This is a genomic window from Sulfitobacter donghicola DSW-25 = KCTC 12864 = JCM 14565 (assembly GCF_000622405.1).
Classification (GTDB): domain Bacteria; phylum Pseudomonadota; class Alphaproteobacteria; order Rhodobacterales; family Rhodobacteraceae; genus Sulfitobacter; species Sulfitobacter donghicola.
The window spans coordinates 1985334-2003797 of the sequence record NZ_JASF01000005.1; the positions used below are offsets into that span (position 1 = coordinate 1985334).

The 18464-nt window shown below is 53.5% G+C and carries 18 protein-coding genes and 1 riboswitch; of the genes, 7 read left to right on the top strand and 11 right to left on the bottom strand.

What is annotated here, in order from left to right; translation table 11 throughout:
• Positions 1-41: 41 nt before the first annotated feature.
• The 7 genes from Z948_RS0110760 to Z948_RS0110790 all read right to left on the bottom strand — a co-directional run bounded on the left by Z948_RS0110760 (position 42) and on the right by Z948_RS0110790 (position 7922).
• Positions 42-1037, bottom strand: coding sequence for an alcohol dehydrogenase catalytic domain-containing protein (locus tag Z948_RS0110760; protein WP_025059574.1), 996 nt, complete (start codon positions 1035-1037; stop codon positions 42-44).
• Positions 1038-1044: 7 nt separating this feature from the next.
• Entirely contained in the window at positions 1045-2526 is a 1482-nt protein-coding gene (locus Z948_RS0110765) for a mannitol dehydrogenase family protein (protein WP_025059575.1), read from the bottom strand.
• Between the two features lie 56 nt (positions 2527-2582).
• Positions 2583-3584, bottom strand: coding sequence for an ABC transporter ATP-binding protein (locus Z948_RS0110770; RefSeq protein WP_025059576.1), 1002 nt, complete (start codon positions 3582-3584; stop codon positions 2583-2585).
• Positions 3585-3594: 10 nt separating this feature from the next.
• A complete protein-coding gene (locus Z948_RS0110775; RefSeq protein WP_025059577.1) occupies positions 3595-4428 on the bottom strand; it encodes a carbohydrate ABC transporter permease in 834 nt (277 codons plus the stop codon).
• A gap of 11 nt (positions 4429-4439) precedes the next feature.
• On the bottom strand, positions 4440-5312 hold the full coding sequence (locus tag Z948_RS0110780; protein WP_025059578.1) for a carbohydrate ABC transporter permease: 873 nt from the start codon (positions 5310-5312) through the stop codon (positions 4440-4442).
• Between the two features lie 138 nt (positions 5313-5450).
• Positions 5451-6770 (bottom strand): ABC transporter substrate-binding protein, encoded by a 1320-nt coding sequence (locus Z948_RS0110785; RefSeq protein WP_025059579.1) that lies wholly within the window; start codon positions 6768-6770, stop codon positions 5451-5453.
• A gap of 108 nt (positions 6771-6878) precedes the next feature.
• Entirely contained in the window at positions 6879-7922 is a 1044-nt protein-coding gene (locus Z948_RS0110790; protein WP_052033183.1) for a LacI family DNA-binding transcriptional regulator, read from the bottom strand.
• A gap of 116 nt (positions 7923-8038) precedes the next feature.
• Here Z948_RS0110790 and Z948_RS0110795 point away from each other — a divergent pair, with 116 nt between their 5' ends.
• Positions 8039-8995 (top strand): carbohydrate kinase family protein, encoded by a 957-nt coding sequence (locus Z948_RS0110795; protein WP_025059581.1) that lies wholly within the window; start codon positions 8039-8041, stop codon positions 8993-8995.
• Positions 8992-10251: a class II D-tagatose-bisphosphate aldolase, non-catalytic subunit gene (locus Z948_RS0110800; protein ID WP_025059582.1), complete on the top strand. Its 1260-nt coding sequence runs from the start codon at positions 8992-8994 to the stop codon at positions 10249-10251. The genes Z948_RS0110795 and Z948_RS0110800 overlap by 4 nt, the downstream gene beginning before the upstream one ends.
• A 108-nt stretch (positions 10252-10359) precedes the next feature.
• Here Z948_RS0110800 and Z948_RS0110805 read toward each other — a convergent pair whose 3' ends face one another.
• Genes Z948_RS0110805 through Z948_RS0110820 form a run of 4 tightly spaced genes read right to left on the bottom strand, consistent with a single transcriptional unit; the run spans position 10360 to position 13474 of the window.
• Positions 10360-11373, bottom strand: coding sequence for a FecCD family ABC transporter permease (locus Z948_RS0110805; protein WP_025059583.1), 1014 nt, complete (start codon positions 11371-11373; stop codon positions 10360-10362).
• A gap of 1 nt (position 11374) precedes the next feature.
• Positions 11375-12322 (bottom strand): ABC transporter substrate-binding protein, encoded by a 948-nt coding sequence (locus tag Z948_RS0110810; protein WP_025059584.1) that lies wholly within the window; start codon positions 12320-12322, stop codon positions 11375-11377.
• 13 nt (positions 12323-12335) lie between these two features.
• Positions 12336-13121, bottom strand: coding sequence for an ABC transporter ATP-binding protein (locus tag Z948_RS0110815; RefSeq protein ID WP_025059585.1), 786 nt, complete (start codon positions 13119-13121; stop codon positions 12336-12338).
• Positions 13118-13474 carry a DUF1636 family protein gene (locus tag Z948_RS0110820; RefSeq protein ID WP_025059586.1) on the bottom strand — a complete coding sequence of 119 codons (357 nt, stop codon included), beginning with the start codon at positions 13472-13474 and terminating at the stop codon, positions 13118-13120. The genes Z948_RS0110815 and Z948_RS0110820 overlap by 4 nt, the downstream gene beginning before the upstream one ends.
• A gap of 102 nt (positions 13475-13576) precedes the next feature.
• A riboswitch (cobalamin riboswitch) is annotated at positions 13577-13783 on the bottom strand.
• A gap of 415 nt (positions 13784-14198) precedes the next feature.
• Between Z948_RS0110820 and hemP the strand changes: the two genes are divergently transcribed.
• From hemP to Z948_RS0110850, 5 genes are all read left to right on the top strand, one after another.
• A complete protein-coding gene (gene hemP / locus Z948_RS18750; RefSeq protein WP_081784056.1) occupies positions 14199-14363 on the top strand; it encodes a hemin uptake protein HemP in 165 nt (54 codons plus the stop codon).
• 8 nt (positions 14364-14371) lie between these two features.
• Positions 14372-14866: a hypothetical protein gene (locus Z948_RS0110835; protein WP_037952268.1), complete on the top strand. Its 495-nt coding sequence runs from the start codon at positions 14372-14374 to the stop codon at positions 14864-14866.
• A gap of 252 nt (positions 14867-15118) precedes the next feature.
• The gene (locus Z948_RS0110840) at positions 15119-16327 is read left to right on the top strand and encodes a GTP-binding protein (RefSeq protein ID WP_025059589.1); all 1209 of its coding nucleotides are present in this window, start codon (positions 15119-15121) and stop codon (positions 16325-16327) included.
• 59 nt (positions 16328-16386) lie between these two features.
• Positions 16387-16641 carry a DUF6525 family protein gene (locus Z948_RS18755; protein ID WP_081784057.1) on the top strand — a complete coding sequence of 85 codons (255 nt, stop codon included), beginning with the start codon at positions 16387-16389 and terminating at the stop codon, positions 16639-16641.
• Between the two features lie 198 nt (positions 16642-16839).
• A complete protein-coding gene (locus Z948_RS0110850; protein ID WP_025059590.1) occupies positions 16840-18393 on the top strand; it encodes an alkaline phosphatase PhoX in 1554 nt (517 codons plus the stop codon).
• Positions 18394-18464 lie beyond the last annotated feature (71 nt).

An 18464-nucleotide genomic window follows, 5' to 3' on the forward strand; every position in this document is an offset into this window, starting at 1 on the left:
GCCCGCTGACGCGCGAACCGAACGGATTTCGCCTTAGCGGGTCATTCGTTCGTCCACTGTACCTTCAAACTGTCGCTGGGTGGTTTCGTGCTAAGGATTTGGGAAATCTCATCCAGTTGCAGCCGGTGGGAAACAAGGCGATCGATGTCAGGGGCCAAGCCAGCGATGACATCAAGGGATCTTGGGATGTTATGGTTCAGGGAATGCGATCCTGCGAGGGTCAGCTGCCTGCGAAACACCTCAAATGGCGCTACGTCGATTTGCGCATCTGAAGGGCACACCCCAAAGAAAAGCCCCTTACCACCGTTTGCCATATAGTTGGTCAAGCCAGAGGCAACCGCCTGCAGGCCTGTGGCTTCGACCACCAAATCCGCGCGGTGGTGCCAGCCTTGCAGGGCATCCGACCCTGCCGCGATGGCGTCAAATCCAAAGCTGGAGGCGAGTTCAAGGCGGTTTTCCGATATGTCGACGAACACGACATTGGCGACGCCTTCAGCCTTCAATGCCATTCCCATCAACAGGCCCATCGGGCCAGCACCGAAAATCAGCGCCTCTTCCATCCACGGGGCATGCACGGCATCAATGCCGTTCAACACACAGCCCATAGGTTCGGCAAGGGCAGCCTGAAGGTAGCTCATTTTGCCAATCGGATGCACAGCCGAGGCTTTCACAACGCTTAGTTCAGCAAAACCGCCGTGGGTCGTAACCCCGTATGCTCCCAGATTTTCGCAAAGATGCGCCCAGCCGCGTCCGCAGGCCCGACAGGTGCCGCACTCAAGATTGGGATCGACGGCAACCCGATCCCCAACTGTAACGGTGTTCACACCCGCGCCAACTTCGACCACAACGCCAGCATACTCATGGCCCGGAACGACGGGGAAGGCGCCTGTCCCGTAATTGTCTTTTAGCACTTCAAAGTCGGTATGGCAGATGCCGCTTGCCTTGACCTGAATGACGACTTCTCCGGCGCCCGCCTGCGGGTCAGGCAGATCGGTGAATTGGACGTTATTCTTGGCGCCAAAGACAATCGCTTTCATAAGGTGTTCATCCTTGAATGTAAGACCGAAGGGCCGCTTCCAGACCATCTGCCCATATCAGAGCCAGCCAATGTGTAAAGCGGCTTTGGAATGCCGCATCGTCGGCCAGATCGCCGTAGAGGTCGCGTTGGTCAAGCCATACTTGAGGATCACTGCGCGCAGCTTTTGCAGCAAGGGTGAGCGCATCCCAGATCGGATCGTTGGCCTCTATCAAGGCGCCATCCTCGCGTGTGCCTTCGCACATGCGGGCCCAGATCGCTTGGGATAGGGCTAGGCCTTCCATGGCACTACCATTGGCCAGCGCATCGCGCAGGGTCGGCAAGACGAATCCAGTTTGGCGCGATGACCCGTCAAAGGCTACTCTGCGGACAGTGTCGATGATTTCTGGGTTGGAAAAGCGGCTGTCCACCAGTTCGACATAGGCCGCGGGCGTCATGCCGGGCACAGGGTGCACCTGAAGGGCGATCTCGGTCTTTGCGACCTTGCGCACGAAAGCACCGATAAGAGGGTGATCCATGCAATCCGAGATAAACTCGACCGAGAGGACTTCGCCTGCATTTGCAATCAGTTGGTGGCTGCCGTTCAAAAGGCGGATTTTCATCGCCTCAAAAGCATGAACATCATCCGTGAGCGTCGCGCCAACCTTTTCCCAATTTGGGCGGCCTGCGCAAAAATCGTCTTCGATAACCCACTGTCGGAAATTTTCATGGGTCACAGGTGCTGCATCTGCAATGCCAAAGGTTTTAACCAGCTCCAGCTCTTTCGGGCCGGTGGCGGGTACGATGCAATCGACCATTGAATTGGGGAAAGTACAGTTGGCATCGATCCATTCAGCCAGATCGCTATCCGAAAGGCGAGCCAATGAAACCAGTGTTTGGCGCAGGATCGCGCCATTGCCTTGCAAGTTGTCACAGCTTTGCCCCGTGAAAGGCCCCGTGCCATTGGCGCGTCTGTGTTTCAACGCCGCAATCATTGCGCCAAACGCAGTGCGAGGACGTTCGGGATGCGTTGCATCATGCACCATATCGGGATGGGCTGCGTCGAATTCTTTTGTGACAGGGTCGATGTAATATCCCCCTTCGGTCACCGTGAGGGCCACGATACGAATGGCAGGATCCGCCATTTGCGCAATCAGGGCAGCGTTATCTTCCTCGACGGGAACAAAGCCAATCATCGAGCCGACAATCTCGGCCGAGCGGCCCTTTGGGTCCAGCTCAATCAACGTTGTGAGATAGTCCTGCTGCGCCAGTCTTTGGCGTTGGGCCTCGTCGCCGGCGCGAACGCCGGCACCGATGATGCCCCAGTCCATAGCCTCACCCAGTTGCATCAAACGATGCAAATACCACGATTGATGGGCGCGGTGGAAATTGCCAAGACCGATATGTACGATTCCGGGCTCTATAGCCGAACGGCTATAGGTCGGGCCGCGCACTTCGCTTGGCAAATCCATTAATATCGCGTTCGAGAGTGGTCGCATCGTATCTCTCATGAGGTCACACCTATTGCGCCGGTTAGCCCGGCGGTTCCTTGCAGCTGTTACGCTGATTACAGCCGCAGACCATCCGCGCCGAATTTGTGGATCAAATTGGCATCGGGGGTCAGATAGACAGTGTCACCATATTTGACAGTAAAATCTCCGGCGGTCCGTACCGTCAAAGGATCACAGCCATCAATTCCGTGAATGTGAATGAAGGTGTCAGAGCCCAAATGCTCGGCTACACCAACAGTGCCCTTCCACTGACCTTCGGTTGTTGAAATCGCGATATGTTCGGGGCGAATGCCGATGGTATGGGCATCGTGTTTAGCGGCCTCTGGTCCTTCGATCAGGTTCATTTTCGGGCTACCGATAAAGCCCGCGACAAATTTGTTGCGCGGTGTACGGTATAACTCAAGCGGGGAGCCGACCTGTTCGATGACACCTGCCTGAAGCACGACGATTTTGTCAGCCATGGTCATGGCTTCGACCTGATCATGGGTCACGTAGATCATGGTTGTTTCAAGCTTTTTGTGCAGCTCGCCGATCTCCATCCGCATGCCGACACGTAGTGCAGCGTCGAGGTTGGACAGGGGCTCATCAAATAGGAATGCAGCGGGTTCGCGCACAATGGCGCGGCCGATTGCAACCCTCTGACGCTGGCCACCTGATAGTTGGCCAGGCTTGCGATCAAGGTAGTCTGTGAGGTTCAGCGCCTTGGCGGCACTTTCGATCCGGCGCTTTTGCTCATCCTCTGGCATTTTGGCCATTTTCATCGGAAAGGCGATGTTCTTGCGCACCGACATATGCGGATAAAGAGCGTAGGATTGGAACACCATGGCAAGCCCGCGCTTGGCTGGTGGTAAATCCGTGGCGTCTTCGCCGTCGATTTCGATGTTGCCCGCCGTTGTATCCTCAAGCCCAGCGATCAAACGCAGCAATGTGGATTTACCACAGCCAGAGGGGCCGACAAAGACAACGAACTCGCCGTCTTCGATTTCCAGATCGAGCGGCGGAATGACTTCTGTCTCGCCGAACTTTTTCTGTACTTGTTTAAGCTGAATGCGTCCCATGATGTGTTCCTTATTTCACAGCACCGAAGGTCAAGCCCCGGACAAGTTGCTTTTGGCTGAACCAGCCCATGATGAGAATTGGCGCGATGGCCATGATCGAAGCCGCGCTCAGCTTGGCGTAAAACAGACCTTCAGGGCTGGAGTAGCTGGCGATGAATGCCGTAAGCGGCGCAGCCTTGGCCGATGTCAGGTTGAGCGTCCAGAATGCTTCGTTCCAAGCGAGAATAATGTTGAGCAATGCCGTAGAGGCCATGCCGGGGATTGCCATAGGGGTGAGGACATAAAGTACTTCGTCTTTCAGCGAAGCTCCGTCCATCCGCGCAGCCTCAAGGATCTCGCCTGGGATTTCCTTGAAGTAGGTGTAAAGCATCCAAATGATGATCGGTAGGTTGATCATCATCAACACAAAGGTGAGACCGATGCGGGAATCGAGAATTCCGAGGTCACGGAAGATCAGATAGATCGGGATCAAAACGCCAACTGGCGGCAGCATTTTGGTCGATAGCATCCACATCAACACGTCTTTGGTGCGTTTGGCAGGCACAAAGGCCATGGACCAAGCTGCCGGTATGGCAATGATCAGGCCCAACACGGTTGAACCCACCGAGATGATGACCGAGTTCATGAAGAATTTGAAATAGTCTGATCGTGCTTGAACCGCTTCATAGCCTTCTGTTGTCCAGCCACTATTGAACAGGATTTCAAGCGGAGCACGAATGGCATCCTCTTCGGTCTTGAACGACAGGATCAGGATCCACAGGATCGGGAAGAACATGAAGAACCCAAGCGTTCCGGCGATCGCCGTATTTGAGATCTTCTTTCTGGTTGAAATTGCGCGTGCCATATCCGGTCCCCTCAAGCATCCAGATTCTTGCCGATCATCCGCATCAAGAAGAATGCGACGATATTGGCGAGAATGATTGCAACCACACCACCGGCGCTGCCGATGCCCACGTCAAACTGTAGCAGTGATGATACGTAGATCAGGTAGGTGAGGTTGGTTGTCGCTACACCGGGGCCACCGTTTGTGGTCACCAGAATTTCGGCAAAAATCGACAACAAGAAAATGGTCTGGATTAGGATCACAACAGTGATCGCGCGCGCCAGATGCGGCAGCATTATGTACCAGAACCGGCTAGTCCAACGTGCACCGTCCATTTCAGCGGCTTCCAGCTGCTCTTGATCGAGCGATTGAAGGGCCGTTAACAGGATCAGCGTTGCAAAGGGCAGCCACATCCACGAGACGATAAAGATGATAGACGCCATAGGGATTTGCCCAAAGAAGTCGATGGGTTGAAACCCCAGACTGGAAGCGATTTTCCCAAAGATACCGTTGACTGGGTTCATGAACATGTTCTTCCAGACCAAACCAGACACGGTTGGCATCACGAAAAACGGTGCAATAACCATGATGCGGATGATGCCCTGTCCAAACATGGGGCGATCCAGCAAAAGCGCAAAACAAATGCCGCCAATGGTGGTGATGGTTAACACACCCCCAACAAGGACCAGCGTGTTCCACATCGCCGCGCTAAAGCTAGGGTCTGTGAAGAACCAATAGTAGTTTTCCCAACCGACAAAAGGTGCACTGCCGGGTTGTAGCAGATTGTACCGCAAGAATGAGAAGTACAGCGTCATGCCCAGAGGGATGATCATCCAGCCAAGCAGCAGGATCACCGCAGGTGAAATCATCAAACGGGCAGAGTTTCTGGAAGCTTTGGTGGCCATGTTTTCGCCCCCTCGGTAACGAATTGTTTTCAGTCCTCAAGAAAAGACCTGAAGCGGGTCTTTTCCAAAAAACTAGTGAAATTATTGGAGAAAGTTGAAAGCGGGTCGGAGCGCGAAGCCCCGACCCATCAGGATAGGTTACTTGATGTAACCGGCCTTTGTCATTTCGCGTACCGCGAATTTTTGGCTGTTGGCCAAAGCATCTTCTACCGATGTCTGACCGGCAAGAGCGGCAGCAACCTGCTGACCAACATAGTTGCCGATGCCCTGGAATTCTGGGATCGCAACAAACTGAACACCAGTGTATGGCACTGGGTCACGTGTTGGGTCTGCTGGGTCAACTGACAGGATCGCGGAAACCACGGTCTTGGCAAATGGAGCTGCTTCCAGACGACGTGCGTCTTCTTCAACTGATTTACGTGTCCCACTTGGAACCGCAACCCAGCCTTTGGATTCGCCAACCATTTCGAAGTATTCCTTCGAAGTTGCCCACTTCAGGAAGCTCTTGGCAGTGTCTGTTTTCTTGGAGCTTGCAGGAATTGCAAGTGCCCAGGACCAGAACCAGCCTGTGCCCTTGTCAGTTACTTCCTTAGGTGCCTTGAAGAAATCGGTCTTGTCAGCAACGCCGGATGTTTCAGGGTTACGTACGTCACCCGCGGCAGAAGTCGCATCAACCCATGTGGCGCATTTGCCGTCTTTGAACAGGGCACGGTTTTCGTTGTGACCGTTTGCAGAAGCACCTGGAGGGCCCGCGTCGTTCATCAGGTTGACGTAGTAGTTAACCGCGTTGTTCCACTCGGCTGAATCCAGCTGTGGGTTCCACTCTTCGTCGAACCAGCGTGCGCCGAACGCGTTGGCCACTGTGCCAACAAACGCCATGTTCTCACCCCAGCCCGCTTTGCCGCGCTGGCATGTGCCGTAGATACCGTTGTCAGGATCATGCAGCTTTTTCGCCATTTCGGCGAATTCGGTGTAGGTGATCTGCTCGGCAGGAACTTCAACGCCAGCTGCCTCAAAGAGGTCAGTGCGGTAGAAGGTGAACGATGTCTCGGAGTAGAGCGGCAGCGCGTAGAGGTTGCCATTTGCGGACAGACCGTTGCGCACCAGAGGGAAGACATCCTCAAGGTCATAGTCAGCGTCGTCGGCAAAATCGTTCAGCGGCGTGAGCCAGTCTTTGGCGCCCCAAATCGGTGTTTCATAAGCACCGATGAACATAATATCGAAAGAGCCGCCACCTGTGGCGATATCTGTCGTTGTGCGCTGACGCAGCACGTTTTCTTCCAGAACAACCCAGTTGATGGTGTTGCCTGTTTCTTTTTCCCACGCCGGAGCAAGCTCTTGCATGGTGATCATGTCAGCGTTGTTTACAGTTGCGATGGTGATTTCTTCGGCGTTCGCGATACCCGCGGCAAGGCCGAAGCTGACCGCTGAGGTCAGCAGTGTTCTCTTGATAGACATAGTATCCTCCCTTTGTCACATATTAAGGCTATTCTGGGATCGGATCGTGAGTCAAGAATATTTTTACACGCGATAAGTTTTACTTTGGGGTTTGCCGAGTGAAATGGGTCAAGCTGACTCGCGTATTATCAGGGCGCCATCCCGTAGGATTTTAATGCTATCTCCCTGTCGTCCCTCGCGTATGCGTTTTAATAACAGCTCAACGGTGCCCCGTCCAATTTCATTGATTTCTTGCTTAACAGTGGTGACAGCGGGAAAGATAAAGCGGCTTAACGGGTGGTCATCATGGCCCGCAATGCGCAGCGCGCCATGCGTTTTCCCATCTTGGTCAAAGAAAAGCCCATGGGTGTTGGCCGCGCGAATAGCGCCTATTGCAATGCGATCATTGGCGCATAGAATCGTGTCGGTAACATGCCTTCCATGGCTGAAATGATTGCCCATAACCTCTAGCCCGTATTGCTCGAATTCCCAAAGCTCCATGCCCTCCGGCGTTTCGACCAGCCTCGCGTGGTGGCCTTGTTTTTCCATCTGTTGAAAATACGCGTTTTGGCGTTCCAGCGCATTCGAGGTGAGCTGTGGCATGGCTAGAAAAACAGGTGGTTCACCTGTTCTGCATAAGTAGTCTACCATGATTCCAACGCTGCTAGAGTTATCTGTCCCGACAAAATCTGCGGTTGAACTATCTGTTCCAGGGTAAGAATCAGCAAAGATTATTGGGAAATCTTCATTCGCGGCTTTGAATATTTCTAGGTTTTTGTTGCTGCCCAAAGGCGCAATTATCGCCCCGTCTACGTTCATTGATCTGAGTTTGCGAATGGCCTTTTCTTCGGATTCCGCATCGCCATGAGAGCTTTGTGTGATGATGGTGAAACCTGCCGCGCGTGCGGCGGTTTCAATCGATCCGAGCAAGCTTGCGAAGAAGAGATCCTCAAAGTGAGGGACCACGACCCCAATCAAATCTGTTGATTTTCGATTCTGCCGCGTTGCCAAAAAATTGTAAACGTAATCGACTTCGGATAGCCGATCTTTGATCTTTTTCGCGGTCGAAGGCAGCACGCTGGTTTCATCTTCAAAATAGCGGGCCAGCGTTGGCCGTGAGATCGAGATCGCCCTTGAAAGCTCTTTCATGGTGTGGATTTTGGGTTTGGTCATGATTTCACTTTGGCTGAATTGTCCGAGGGGCCGCAGGGTTTGGAAAAGAGTATGTCATATCTTTTGACATGTGTAAAAAAAATAATTAGAGGTTGTCGCAGACAGGAGGAGTCTGCATGCGCCAAAATCCCGTGATCGCAACCGTTGGTGAAATTCTGGTTGAGTTCGTTTCCCATCAAAAAAATTGCGGTCTGAAAACGATTGCCGACTACTCTGGCCCATACCCCAGCGGCGCGCCTGCTATCTTTTTGGATCAGGCCGCAAGGATGGGCGCGCGCACTGAAATGATCGGTGGCGTTGGTGATGACGGGTTTGGCCATGCCGTTTTAGATCGCTTGAACGCGGATGGTGTCGGAACGCGGGGCGTCACTGTGGATGACAGCCGCAGCACTGGCACAGCTTTTGTGTCCTATTACGATGACGGCAGCCGTGACTTCATTTTTCATATGGCGGAAACGGCATCGGATCATTTCAAGGTGCCGCAAGGGCTGTTGGATCTTGGGCAGACCATTTTGCACGTGTCTGCCGCATCACTTGGCAATGCCCGTATGCGCGGCCCGATCTTGGAGACGATGCGTGCGGTGGATGCTGCGGGAGGCAAAATTTGCTGTGATCCGAACGCGCGGCCAGAGCTGATGCGCGATCTTGCTGCACGGGACGCGCTGGAAGAGGCGATGGAGCGCAGCACCTACCTTATGCCATCCACCAGCGATCTGGATTTCTTGTTTCCCGATCTATCCGAAGATGCCGCTATCGAAAAACTGTTGCAGTCCAAGGCCGAAATCATCGTCATCAAACGCGGCGCTGCGGGGGCCACTGTTGTGAGCGGGGCAGAGCGCCATGAATTTAGGGGCCACAAAGTGGAAGAGATCGACCCCACTGGCGCAGGTGATTGTTTTGGCGGAACGTTTATCGCTCTGCTTGCTCAGGGCGCGTCATTGTTCGAGGCCGGCACTATGGCCAATGCCGCCGGAGCGCTTGCCGTCACGCGGCGCGGCCCTATGGAGGGAAATTCCGCCCCTTCGGAGTTGGCCCGTTTTTTAGATGCCAAAAAAAGTGAGAGCGCCACATGAGTCTCGTCCATGATTTGATCGCACGAAATCGTGCAGGCGAAGCTGTCGGGCTGCCGTGTTTTTGTACTGCGAACGAACATGTTCTGCGCGCTGTTCTATCCTATGCCAAAAGGACGGGTTTCCCGACCGTGATCGAAGCGACCTGTAATCAGGTTAATCAATACGGTGGCTACACGGGTATGACGGCCGCTGATTTCATGGCGTGGCTGGGGCAGATGGCGGCGCAGGTTGGTGTGCCTATGGATCAATTGATCCTAGGTGGTGACCATCTGGGGCCGAATGTCTGGAAGGATGAGCCGCTGGACGTGGCCATGGAAAAGTCCCGCGAATTGGTCAAATCCTATGTGCAGGCGGGGTTTACGAAAATCCACCTCGATACCAGCATGGCCTGTGGGGGCGAACCAAACCCGACATTCGCGCAAATCGCAGAACGGGCCGCAGACCTTTGTGCGGTTGCCGAAGCGCACGCGCCAGACCCTGACGCGCTATTCTATATCATCGGCACCGAAGTCCCGATCCCTGGCGGTGAAACCGAAGAGCCAGACGCGCTTGATGTCACCACAGTCGACAGGTTCCACGAGACCATCCAAACCCATCGCGCGGCTTGGGAGGAAAGGGGGCTCGAGGCTGCGTGGTCGCGGATCGTTTCGGTTGTGACACAGCCCGGCGTAGATTTTGGCCATACGCAAATCTATCCGTTTATCCCGCAAAAGGCACAGCCTCTGAGCAAGGCAATCCTTGCGCAAGACGGCCTGACCTATGAGGCGCATTCAACTGATTACCAGACAACGCAAGCGCTGGGCGAGCTGGTAGAAAACCACTTTTTCTTTCTCAAAGTCGGACCAGAGCTAACCTATCGCTTCCGCGAGGCCGTTTGGGCTTTGGCCTCGGTCGAGGCTCAGCTTGATGTAGAAGAGCCCTCAAATATCCGCGCCATTATCGCGGATCAAATGGCCGCTAACCCCGAGTATTGGAAAAGCTACTATAGCGGAAATATGAAAGAGCAGCAGCTGCTTAAGGTCTACAGCTATAGCGATCGGATCAGATATTATTGGAGCGATCCGAAAATTAGCGAAGCCTTGAGCAAGCTGATCCAGACGTTTAAATCAAACCCCGCACCTGAAACGTTGATCTCACAGGCGTTTACAGGTCTTGAGTTTGGCGACATGAGCAACGATCCGGACGTACTCATCGAGGGCCACATCCAACGTTGTATCGCGCGGTATTTCGATGCAGCGGGGCACCGCTCAGCGTAAGGTAAGCGCCTGAAGTGATCCTGCGCTGGAGGGGGCTCTCGATTTTGGTTTTCTTGCCCAAGCACCGCTCTGTTGTCGCGGCATGCCCGAAATTTGGTGGCAGAGGGGCTAGTGCTTTTTGCGCGACATTCTAAACAACAGGATGAAGACAAAGATTGACCCGATTGAGGTGGTAACAATTCCAACAGGGATTTCCTGAGGCGCGAGGACCAATCGGCTTGCGATGTCTGATCCCGTCAGCAATGTCGCGCCTACGACTGCCGCGGTGGGGACAAGATTGCGATGAAGCGGCCCTGCAATGCCTCGGGCAATATGGGGCACCATCAACCCGATAAAACCAATAACACCCGCAACTGACACAAAAACAGCTGTTGCAAGGGCCGCTGCGAAAAACATGCTGAACCGCAGCCTTTGAACCGGCACGCCCAATGTCGCAGCGGTAAGGTCTCCGGTCAGTAAGGCATCGAGCCAACGGTGGCGGTAAAGCGAATATGAAAGAATGAGGATCAATCCGGCGCAAACTAGCGGAAAAGTCTCCCACCGCGCTAATCCCAGACCGCCGAGCATCCAGAAGATGACAGAATGGGCCGCGCGGCTATCGCCAGCAAAGATGAGATAGTTGGTCATCGCCGAAAACAGGAACGAGACGGCCAGCCCCGCAAGGATTAACTTTTCCGGCGCACTGGTGCGCAGCCCGTGAACCAAAGCCAAGACAATGCCAGAGGCGACCAAACCGCCGCAAAACGCAGCCAGTGGGAGGGTCCAGAAACCCAAGATGTCTCCGGTTACGGTTATGACAAAGACGGCTCCGGCTGCCGCACCTGAGGAAAGGCCGAATAGAAAGGGATCTGCTAAATCATTGCGGGTCGTTGTTTGTAACACGACGCCAACAACGCCAAGGCCTGCACCGATGACAGCGGCGAACAAAGCCCGAGGCAGGCGCAGATCAAACACGATCCGATGCATCGGGGACATGTCCCCATCAGCCAAACCGGTGCCGAACAAGACAGCTTGGACAGCGACAGGCGCCGGAATGGCCGTGGTGCCGTAGATCGTAGAGATCAACAAGAGGGCGGTCAAAATAACCGCCCCCATGAAAAAGCTTAGGCCAAGGCGACCCATCTTATTTGAGGCCTGGGTGCATGGCCTGTGCCATCTTTGAGATCGCCTCGATGTTGGCTGGACCAGGTGTTAGTTCTTCGTAGCGCAAACCGATCCAGCGTTCGTTTTTCACGGCATCCGTCAAAGACATGACAGGGTGCTCTTGCAAGAATTTGAACGTATCTGCGGCGCCGTTCCCTGTTTGGTAGTCAAGCAAGACGAGGAACTCAGGGTTTGCAGCCGCAACCGTTTCCCATGAAGTGCGCCCCCAGCTGGTGTCCATGCTGTGGGTGACGTTTTCACCACCTGCGGCGGCGATCATCGCATCGGGGATGGCGAATTTGCCAGCCGTGAATGGTGCATCGGCAGGGCCATCCAACAAGAATACCCGAGGTTTCGCGAGGTCAGCCGTTTGGGTTTCAATTGCTGCCAATTTGTCCTTCCACCCCGCAACAAGGCTTGCAGCTTTTTCTTCGACCTGCATGACTTTGCCCAATCGCAGGACGTCACCGAACAGGAGGTCCATGTTCGCCTCGGGGCGGTCTTTGTTCAAATGCACACAGCTTTCTGTAAGGATCATGGTTTTGATCCCAAAAGGAGCCAGCGTATCTGGTGTCACGTCACCACCTGGTTTCATGCCGTAATACCAACCGGCAAAGAACAGATCAGGCTCTGCCGCGACAAGGTTTTCTAGGGTTGGGTATTTCGGCGCAAGTTCAGGGATGTCGCCGCGCTGGGCGTCAAAGTCAGGGCTGGTTTTATACCAGCCTGTGATCCCTGTGAGGCCGACAATCTTGTCCTGTAGGCCCAAGGCGAAAGCCATATCCGTCATGTTCATGTCGTGAACAACCAGACGCTCTGGGACGCTATCAAAAGCCAGAGGCTCGCCGCAGTTATCGATCTGGATTTCTTCTGCGCTTAGTCCACTTGCAAAGGTGGCAAGCAAGGCCGCGGCCCATATGTTTCTCATTTTGAGAGTTCCCTTATTTTGATTGTATGGTTTTGCGTATGTCCAGCGCCGGAATGATCCGGCCTTCGTGGTGAAAGCTCAGATAGTCGACACCAAAGGTATCTCTGACCTGCTGAGAATTGAGGATGTCCTTCACAGGCCCAAACCCCGTGAGCCGAGCGGATTTCATCAGGGCGACGTGGCTGGCGAATTCAGGGATCATCACAAGGTCATGAAGGATCATAACAACGGTGATATCCAAAGAAGCGACCAGCGACAGCATTTGGCCTTTTGCATCTGGGTCCAGATGGTTTGTCGGTTCATCCAGAAAAAGCAACGATGGGTTTTGCGCCAAAGCGCGCGCGATATGGCTGCGTTGGCGTTCTCCGCCTGACAACATCGCCATCTGTTTGTTGGATAGCCCTGCTAGGCCTGTCAGTTCCAGAATTCGGTCCAGCTCTTTTGCGTGTTCTTCGGCTGAACGGTCAGCTTGGATCGGGATTTGCCCCAAGGCGACGTAATCCCGCAGGATCAGCCGACCGTCTGGAAGCTCTTGTTGGCTCACCACGGCGATCATGCGCGCCCGTTCTTTTGCCGATAGATGTTTGAGGTTTCGCCCTTCTATCCACACTTCGCCATGCTGCAAATCGGAGGCGCCGCAAAGTAGGTTTAGCAGCGTAGTTTTACCCGCCCCGTTTGGCCCCGCGATTGCGAGGATGCTGTTTTCTGCCAGCTCAAAAGACACATCTTGCAGCAAGGCATCATCATTTGGGGCATGAAAGGAGAGGTTGCGAACAACCAGAAAATTTCGATTGTTCATGATCCTGCCTCGGTCTCAAAGCAAGGCAATCGCGCCAAGGTTTTATCTAGCAAAGCGGGCGGGCGTTCAGTTGCGTTGCACCAGCCATTCGGGATGCTGTGGTATTGATGGGCAAAGGCGACTAAGGCATCGACATCCTTGGTGCTGTGGATGTCTCCGAATAAATACTGCGTTTTGTTGGCAGCCTGAAATCCAACGGTCGTTGGATGCGCACAGCCCGCCATACAAGAAACGGTTCGCACGGCAAACCCGACGGGCAGCCTGTCGGCGATCAGGTCCCTGACGTGGCCAGCCCATTGGGTACCCTTGCAGGTTTCGCAAATGGAAATGAAATGATCAGCTGAGTTCGACATAGTCTTCACCGCTAGGTGCAAAGTGTAGACCGGTCGTTTTTATCGTATCGTCGCAGAGTATGCGCGCCATCATAGCCTCCTTACAGGACTCCCCGCCCTGGGTTGGTTAAACATATGATGGCAGGTCTCCTGACTTGCGGGTCATTGCATGGCCATCCTTCCCGACCCTTTGGGCCAGTGGTTGCTTGGCTTAGCTCACCGTTTACAGTTGCGGGGGCAGTTATGGAATGAGCTGCACAAGGCGGCCGCACCATATTCCCTTTTCATCCCTTGGGCTGACCATCGGGAACCATCGAGGGGAGTGATGGCCGAGTTTCTTATGCCCGTCAATGTAGAATTTTAAAGGCATTACTCATCGCGCTTCGCTTGAGGCGCGGTTTTAAGTTGTTGAATATGTGGTAAAATTGACAAAATAGGCAGGGCGCGCGTTGTGTTTTTCTGGGCCTGCGTTCTTTTTGATATATGTCAACTTGACTTAACCAACTAAAATAGTCAGGATAGTGAAAAGTCAAGCTACCCGAATCTGCAAGATGGAAGCCCGACGGTTTTTGCGAGGGATTCTGATGCTAACCAACAAACACCCCCTAGGCAGGTCGCACGACCGATCAAAGCGGAAACGTGGGAAAATGAATCCGCTGGAAACTCGTTTTATCACGGCTGAACACCAAGGCGCGAAAGCGGCTGGGATACAGGATCGCCACCTCTCTACGGAATGGAGACATATATGAGCTATCAATCTACTCCCCCGACACGGTCGGCATCGTCTGCGGTGCCAGCATATTCTGCACGTGATTTGACGCAGGAAGGGGGGCTGGCGCAGATTATTCTTGATGACCAGACCTACACGCTGCGGATTACGCGCGCCGGTAAGTTGATTTTGACAAAATGAGGGGCGCTTTGGAAAAGCGGCCTGGCAAAAGCCGCGGTGGCGCAGCTGTTGGGATGATCGCCGAGCTAGATGGGGTTGAGGCAGCAGCGGTCCTTTATTTTCGTTTGTGGTGTACAGGCTCTGATGCTCAATCGACGGTATTGAGCGATTTTATATCCCTGCTCGGTTCGGTTCAGGGGCGCAAAGCTGCAAAAACGCTTGAGGAGCTGTGTAACCTCTGTGCCCAGCATGGGCGGAGGCCTCTCATGCGGCATTCGATTCATTGCAAATGTTTGGGCGCTGACGAATCCTGTTTTGCGAATTTTGTGGCCGCGGCTGCAACGGGGCAACGTGAAGACGCGATGTTATTCGCAACGCTTATGGTGCGGCCAGATTTTGCTCCGCTGGTAACGGCATTGGCAGCCGATTTTGGACATGCGCTGAGGCGTATGAACCTTGCTGCTCCAAAAGAAATGGTAAGCGGCTCTCCTTCGATTCACGCCCACACATCGACTGTTCATTAAAACCATTTTCGAAATCTGGTCCTCTCGTTGTTTGGGGCGGGGGCAATCAACTGCTTAGCTGTGTTTTGCGGCATAAGTATTTGTTTTGTGGTATTTTCCTATTTTTAGTGTGTTGGCATCTTCGGCGGGTATCGCCGAAGATTTTTCTGGTTTGGGTTCTTGCGCTCTCATTTATGTAATGTTATAACATGTCGATCAAATTTCCAGAAGGCGATGCCCGCCCAGAATGCTCTCTCTCATAAGGATGAAACCATGGCCGAAAAATTACCCGTTACTGTGCTTTCCGGTTTTCTGGGGGCGGGCAAGACGACCCTTCTGAATCGTGTCTTGAACAATCGTGAGGGGCGTCGGGTTGCCGTTATTGTAAATGACATGTCCGAAGTGAATATCGACGCGGATCTGGTGCGTGCAGATACCGAACTGAGCCGCACGGATGAAACTTTGGTTGAAATGTCCAACGGGTGCATCTGCTGTACGTTGCGGGATGATCTATTAGACGAAGTGCGCCGATTGGCTGGCGAGGGGCGTTTTGATTACCTGCTGATCGAATCCACAGGCATCTCTGAACCTCTTCCTGTGGCGGCGACGTTTGATTTCCGCGATGAATACGGAGAGAGCCTATCGGACGTTTCCCGCCTTGATACGATGGTCACGGTTGTGGATGCTGTGAACCTTTTGAAGGACTATTCCAGTCACGATTTCTTGCGCGATCGGGGCGAAACCCTTGGGGAGGAGGACGACCGGACGCTTGTTAACCTGCTAGTCGAGCAGATCGAATTCGCAGACGTTGTTGTTTTGAACAAGGTCGAGGATGCGACGCCCCAGCAGGTTGACGCTGCGCGTGTGATTATTCGCAGCCTGAACGCAGATGCGCGGATTATTGAAACCAGCCATTCGGATGTGCCTGCCGATGCCATTCTGGATACGGGGCTGTTTGATTTCGACAAAGCCCACGAACATCCCATGTGGGCAAAAGAGCTTTATGGTTTTGCGGATCACGTGCCTGAAACCGAAGAGTATGGTGTGGCGTCCTTTGTGTATCGCGCGCGCCAACCTTTTGTGCCTGAAAAGATCATGGAAGTGCTCAATAGCGATTTGCCGGGTGTGATCCGCGCCAAGGGGCATTTTTGGCTGGCCTCCCGACCGGATTGGGTCGCCGAGTTTTCGTTGGCTGGGGCGCTATCTTCGGTCAAACCAATGGGCACATGGTGGGCAACTGTTCCAAAAGACCGTTGGCCAGAAGACCCTGTTGCGCGCGCCTATATGAGCCAGCATTGGGAAGAGCCATGGGGCGACCGTCGGCAGGAAATCGTGTTCATCGGAACAGGGATCGACTGGACCGCGCTAAAGGCGCGCCTTGATGCGGCTCTTGTATCACCAAGTGTTGCAACGTCGATTGATGCCATTCCTGAATACATCGATCCCTTCCCGTTATGGCGCCGAGCAGAGCAAGCGGCATGAACAGGGCGTCACTGATTTCATGATGATACCCTCACTAGGATCCGATTTGGGTTAGAAAAATGAACAAGAACCTTGGGGCAACATCCCTAAAGAAACGGCGGCGATCCGCGAACCCGATGGATGCTTATGACGCTCTGCCAGAGCCATTGCGCCTTTGGCTTGCGGCGGCTGCGCTTCCTTGGTCGCCGCAGTCTTGCAAGCGCATATGGGACAAAGCGCGCAAATCCGGGCAAAGCGTAGAAGAGGCCATTTCAATCTTATCACGTGCCGAGCAGAAGAACCTCGCGCGTGATAAGGTTGGTCTGCTGGGTTAAAACTTCACCGCTTTGGTTTGCTAGCCCGTTGACCTTGGGCAGAAAAAGGCCCTGCAAAAAAGCAGGGCGGGGTGGTAGCGTCAAAGGGAATTCATCTTTGGCGTGTTTTGTCATGTTGCTGTAATGCCTGTGATGGATGAGGTGTTTCAGAGGTCCCAATGCATTTGCGGACTGGATTAGCCATTTTTGGAGATACTGATGAAGTTTCTTAGCCCGTCCATTTTATCCCTTCTTTTTAGTTCCACTTTGCTTACGCCAACAGCATTTGCTGACAGCCTGACACGGGTCGCGACCGTCCCCCTCAAGGCAGAGATCACAGGGCTGTATGAAGTCGGGAATGATCTGTTTTTTAACATTCAGCACCCTTCAAAAGACCTGACAAATGAATATGCAAAAGCATCTGTTGGGGTGATTTCAAATGTTGACTGGAAAGCGGCCGAGCTGGGCGTTGCAACAACCGATGCAGAAAAGGCGACGGTTCGTTCCAGCTTGGGTCAGTTCAAGATTTTGCTGCAAGAAGGTGTTGATGGCGCGGGTGTGATCAAATCAATCGACGGCAAAGAGCTGATCGTTTCTAACGACCCCGATTTTAACGGCTATGTCGAGACGGGCGAAAATCAGGGCCTTCTTTTCACAAACTGGGAAAACCGCCCTGGTGGGATGTCTCGTGCCAAAATTGCGCGCGCTGAAGATGGCACGTGGAGCAAATCATTGGTTGAGATGCTGGATTTCTCTTCGGTGCGCGGCACATGGGTGAACTGTTTTGGCACCATGTCCCCTTGGCAGACGCCATTGTCCTCTGAGGAGCTTTATTTCGATAATACAGCGGATTGGAACAACGCCGAATATAAGTACATCGAGGATAACCAGATGTTGGCCGCGTATTTGGAGGGTACATACCCAAATCCCTATGACTACGGCTATATCCTTGAGATCACAGATCCGGCAGGCGCGGCGACGCCTGTAAAACACTTTGCGCTGGGCCGTTACAGCCACGAAAATGCTGTTGTGATGCCGGATGGGAAAACGGCCTATATGTCTGATGATGGCACAAATGTTGTTTTCTACAAATTCGTAGCTGACAAGGAAAATGACCTGTCTGCGGGTACCTTATATGCCGCGCAAATCCGTCAGGATAGTGAATTTGGCGCAGATGCTGCAACCACGGCATTTGATATCTCGTGGATTGAATTGGCGCATGGCTCTAACGATGAAATCGCCCCGTGGATCCGCGAATATGATGGCATCACTATGGATGATTACGTTGCTGGCCAGACAAATTATATCACCGACGAAGAAGTCGCGATCTGGGCGCGTGGCGAAGCGGCTGACAACCGTGTGGCATTTCTGGAATCCCGCAAGGCCGCGATTGCCAAAGGCGCAACCGGCGAGTTTCGCAAGATGGAAGGCGTGAACATCAACGCCAAAGCCGTCGAAAACGGCCACCCGTTTATGTATATGGCGATGTCCGAAATCGCCAAAGGGATGTCGGATGGCGAGGGAGATATCTCGGTTGCCCAGAATAAATGTGGTGTGGTTTACGAAATGCGTCTTGATGCGAACTTTAACGTATCTCGCATGGAGCCGGTTGTCGCTGGGCACGGCTATGACGGAGCCAAGGACGTAAACGCATGCCCTGTGGATTCCATTTCTAATCCGGATAACCTGATTGTTCTTGCGGATGGGGCTGTTGTGATCGGTGAGGACACTGGCAAACACGAAAACAACGCAATGTGGATCTGGCGCCGTTAAGGTTGATGCATTTGCTATACGGGAAAGGGGCCTTGGGAGGCCCCTTTTTTGTGCGAGAGGTTGCCGCTGTT

What these genes read in the sequence shown, in the direction of transcription:
- Z948_RS0110760 (WP_025059574.1), bottom strand. Translation starts at nt 1,037, where the DNA reads ATGAAAGCGATTGTCTTTGGCGCCAAGAATAACGTCCAATTCACCGAT.
- Z948_RS0110765 (WP_025059575.1), bottom strand. Translation starts at nt 2,526, where the DNA reads ATGAGAGATACGATGCGACCACTCTCGAACGCGATATTAATGGATTTG.
- Z948_RS0110770 (WP_025059576.1), bottom strand. Translation starts at nt 3,584, where the DNA reads ATGGGACGCATTCAGCTTAAACAAGTACAGAAAAAGTTCGGCGAGACA.
- Z948_RS0110775 (WP_025059577.1), bottom strand. Translation starts at nt 4,428, where the DNA reads ATGGCACGCGCAATTTCAACCAGAAAGAAGATCTCAAATACGGCGATC.
- Z948_RS0110780 (WP_025059578.1), bottom strand. Translation starts at nt 5,312, where the DNA reads ATGGCCACCAAAGCTTCCAGAAACTCTGCCCGTTTGATGATTTCACCT.
- Z948_RS0110785 (WP_025059579.1), bottom strand. Translation starts at nt 6,770, where the DNA reads ATGTCTATCAAGAGAACACTGCTGACCTCAGCGGTCAGCTTCGGCCTT.
- Z948_RS0110790 (WP_052033183.1), bottom strand. Translation starts at nt 7,922, where the DNA reads ATGACCAAACCCAAAATCCACACCATGAAAGAGCTTTCAAGGGCGATC.
- Z948_RS0110795 (WP_025059581.1), top strand. Translation starts at nt 8,039, where the DNA reads ATGCGCCAAAATCCCGTGATCGCAACCGTTGGTGAAATTCTGGTTGAG.
- Z948_RS0110800 (WP_025059582.1), top strand. Translation starts at nt 8,992, where the DNA reads ATGAGTCTCGTCCATGATTTGATCGCACGAAATCGTGCAGGCGAAGCT.
- Z948_RS0110805 (WP_025059583.1), bottom strand. Translation starts at nt 11,373, where the DNA reads ATGGGTCGCCTTGGCCTAAGCTTTTTCATGGGGGCGGTTATTTTGACC.
- Z948_RS0110810 (WP_025059584.1), bottom strand. Translation starts at nt 12,322, where the DNA reads ATGAGAAACATATGGGCCGCGGCCTTGCTTGCCACCTTTGCAAGTGGA.
- Z948_RS0110815 (WP_025059585.1), bottom strand. Translation starts at nt 13,121, where the DNA reads ATGAACAATCGAAATTTTCTGGTTGTTCGCAACCTCTCCTTTCATGCC.
- Z948_RS0110820 (WP_025059586.1), bottom strand. Translation starts at nt 13,474, where the DNA reads ATGTCGAACTCAGCTGATCATTTCATTTCCATTTGCGAAACCTGCAAG.
- hemP (WP_081784056.1), top strand. Translation starts at nt 14,199, where the DNA reads ATGAGCTATCAATCTACTCCCCCGACACGGTCGGCATCGTCTGCGGTG.
- Z948_RS0110840 (WP_025059589.1), top strand. Translation starts at nt 15,119, where the DNA reads ATGGCCGAAAAATTACCCGTTACTGTGCTTTCCGGTTTTCTGGGGGCG.
- Z948_RS18755 (WP_081784057.1), top strand. Translation starts at nt 16,387, where the DNA reads ATGAACAAGAACCTTGGGGCAACATCCCTAAAGAAACGGCGGCGATCC.
- Z948_RS0110850 (WP_025059590.1), top strand. Translation starts at nt 16,840, where the DNA reads ATGAAGTTTCTTAGCCCGTCCATTTTATCCCTTCTTTTTAGTTCCACT.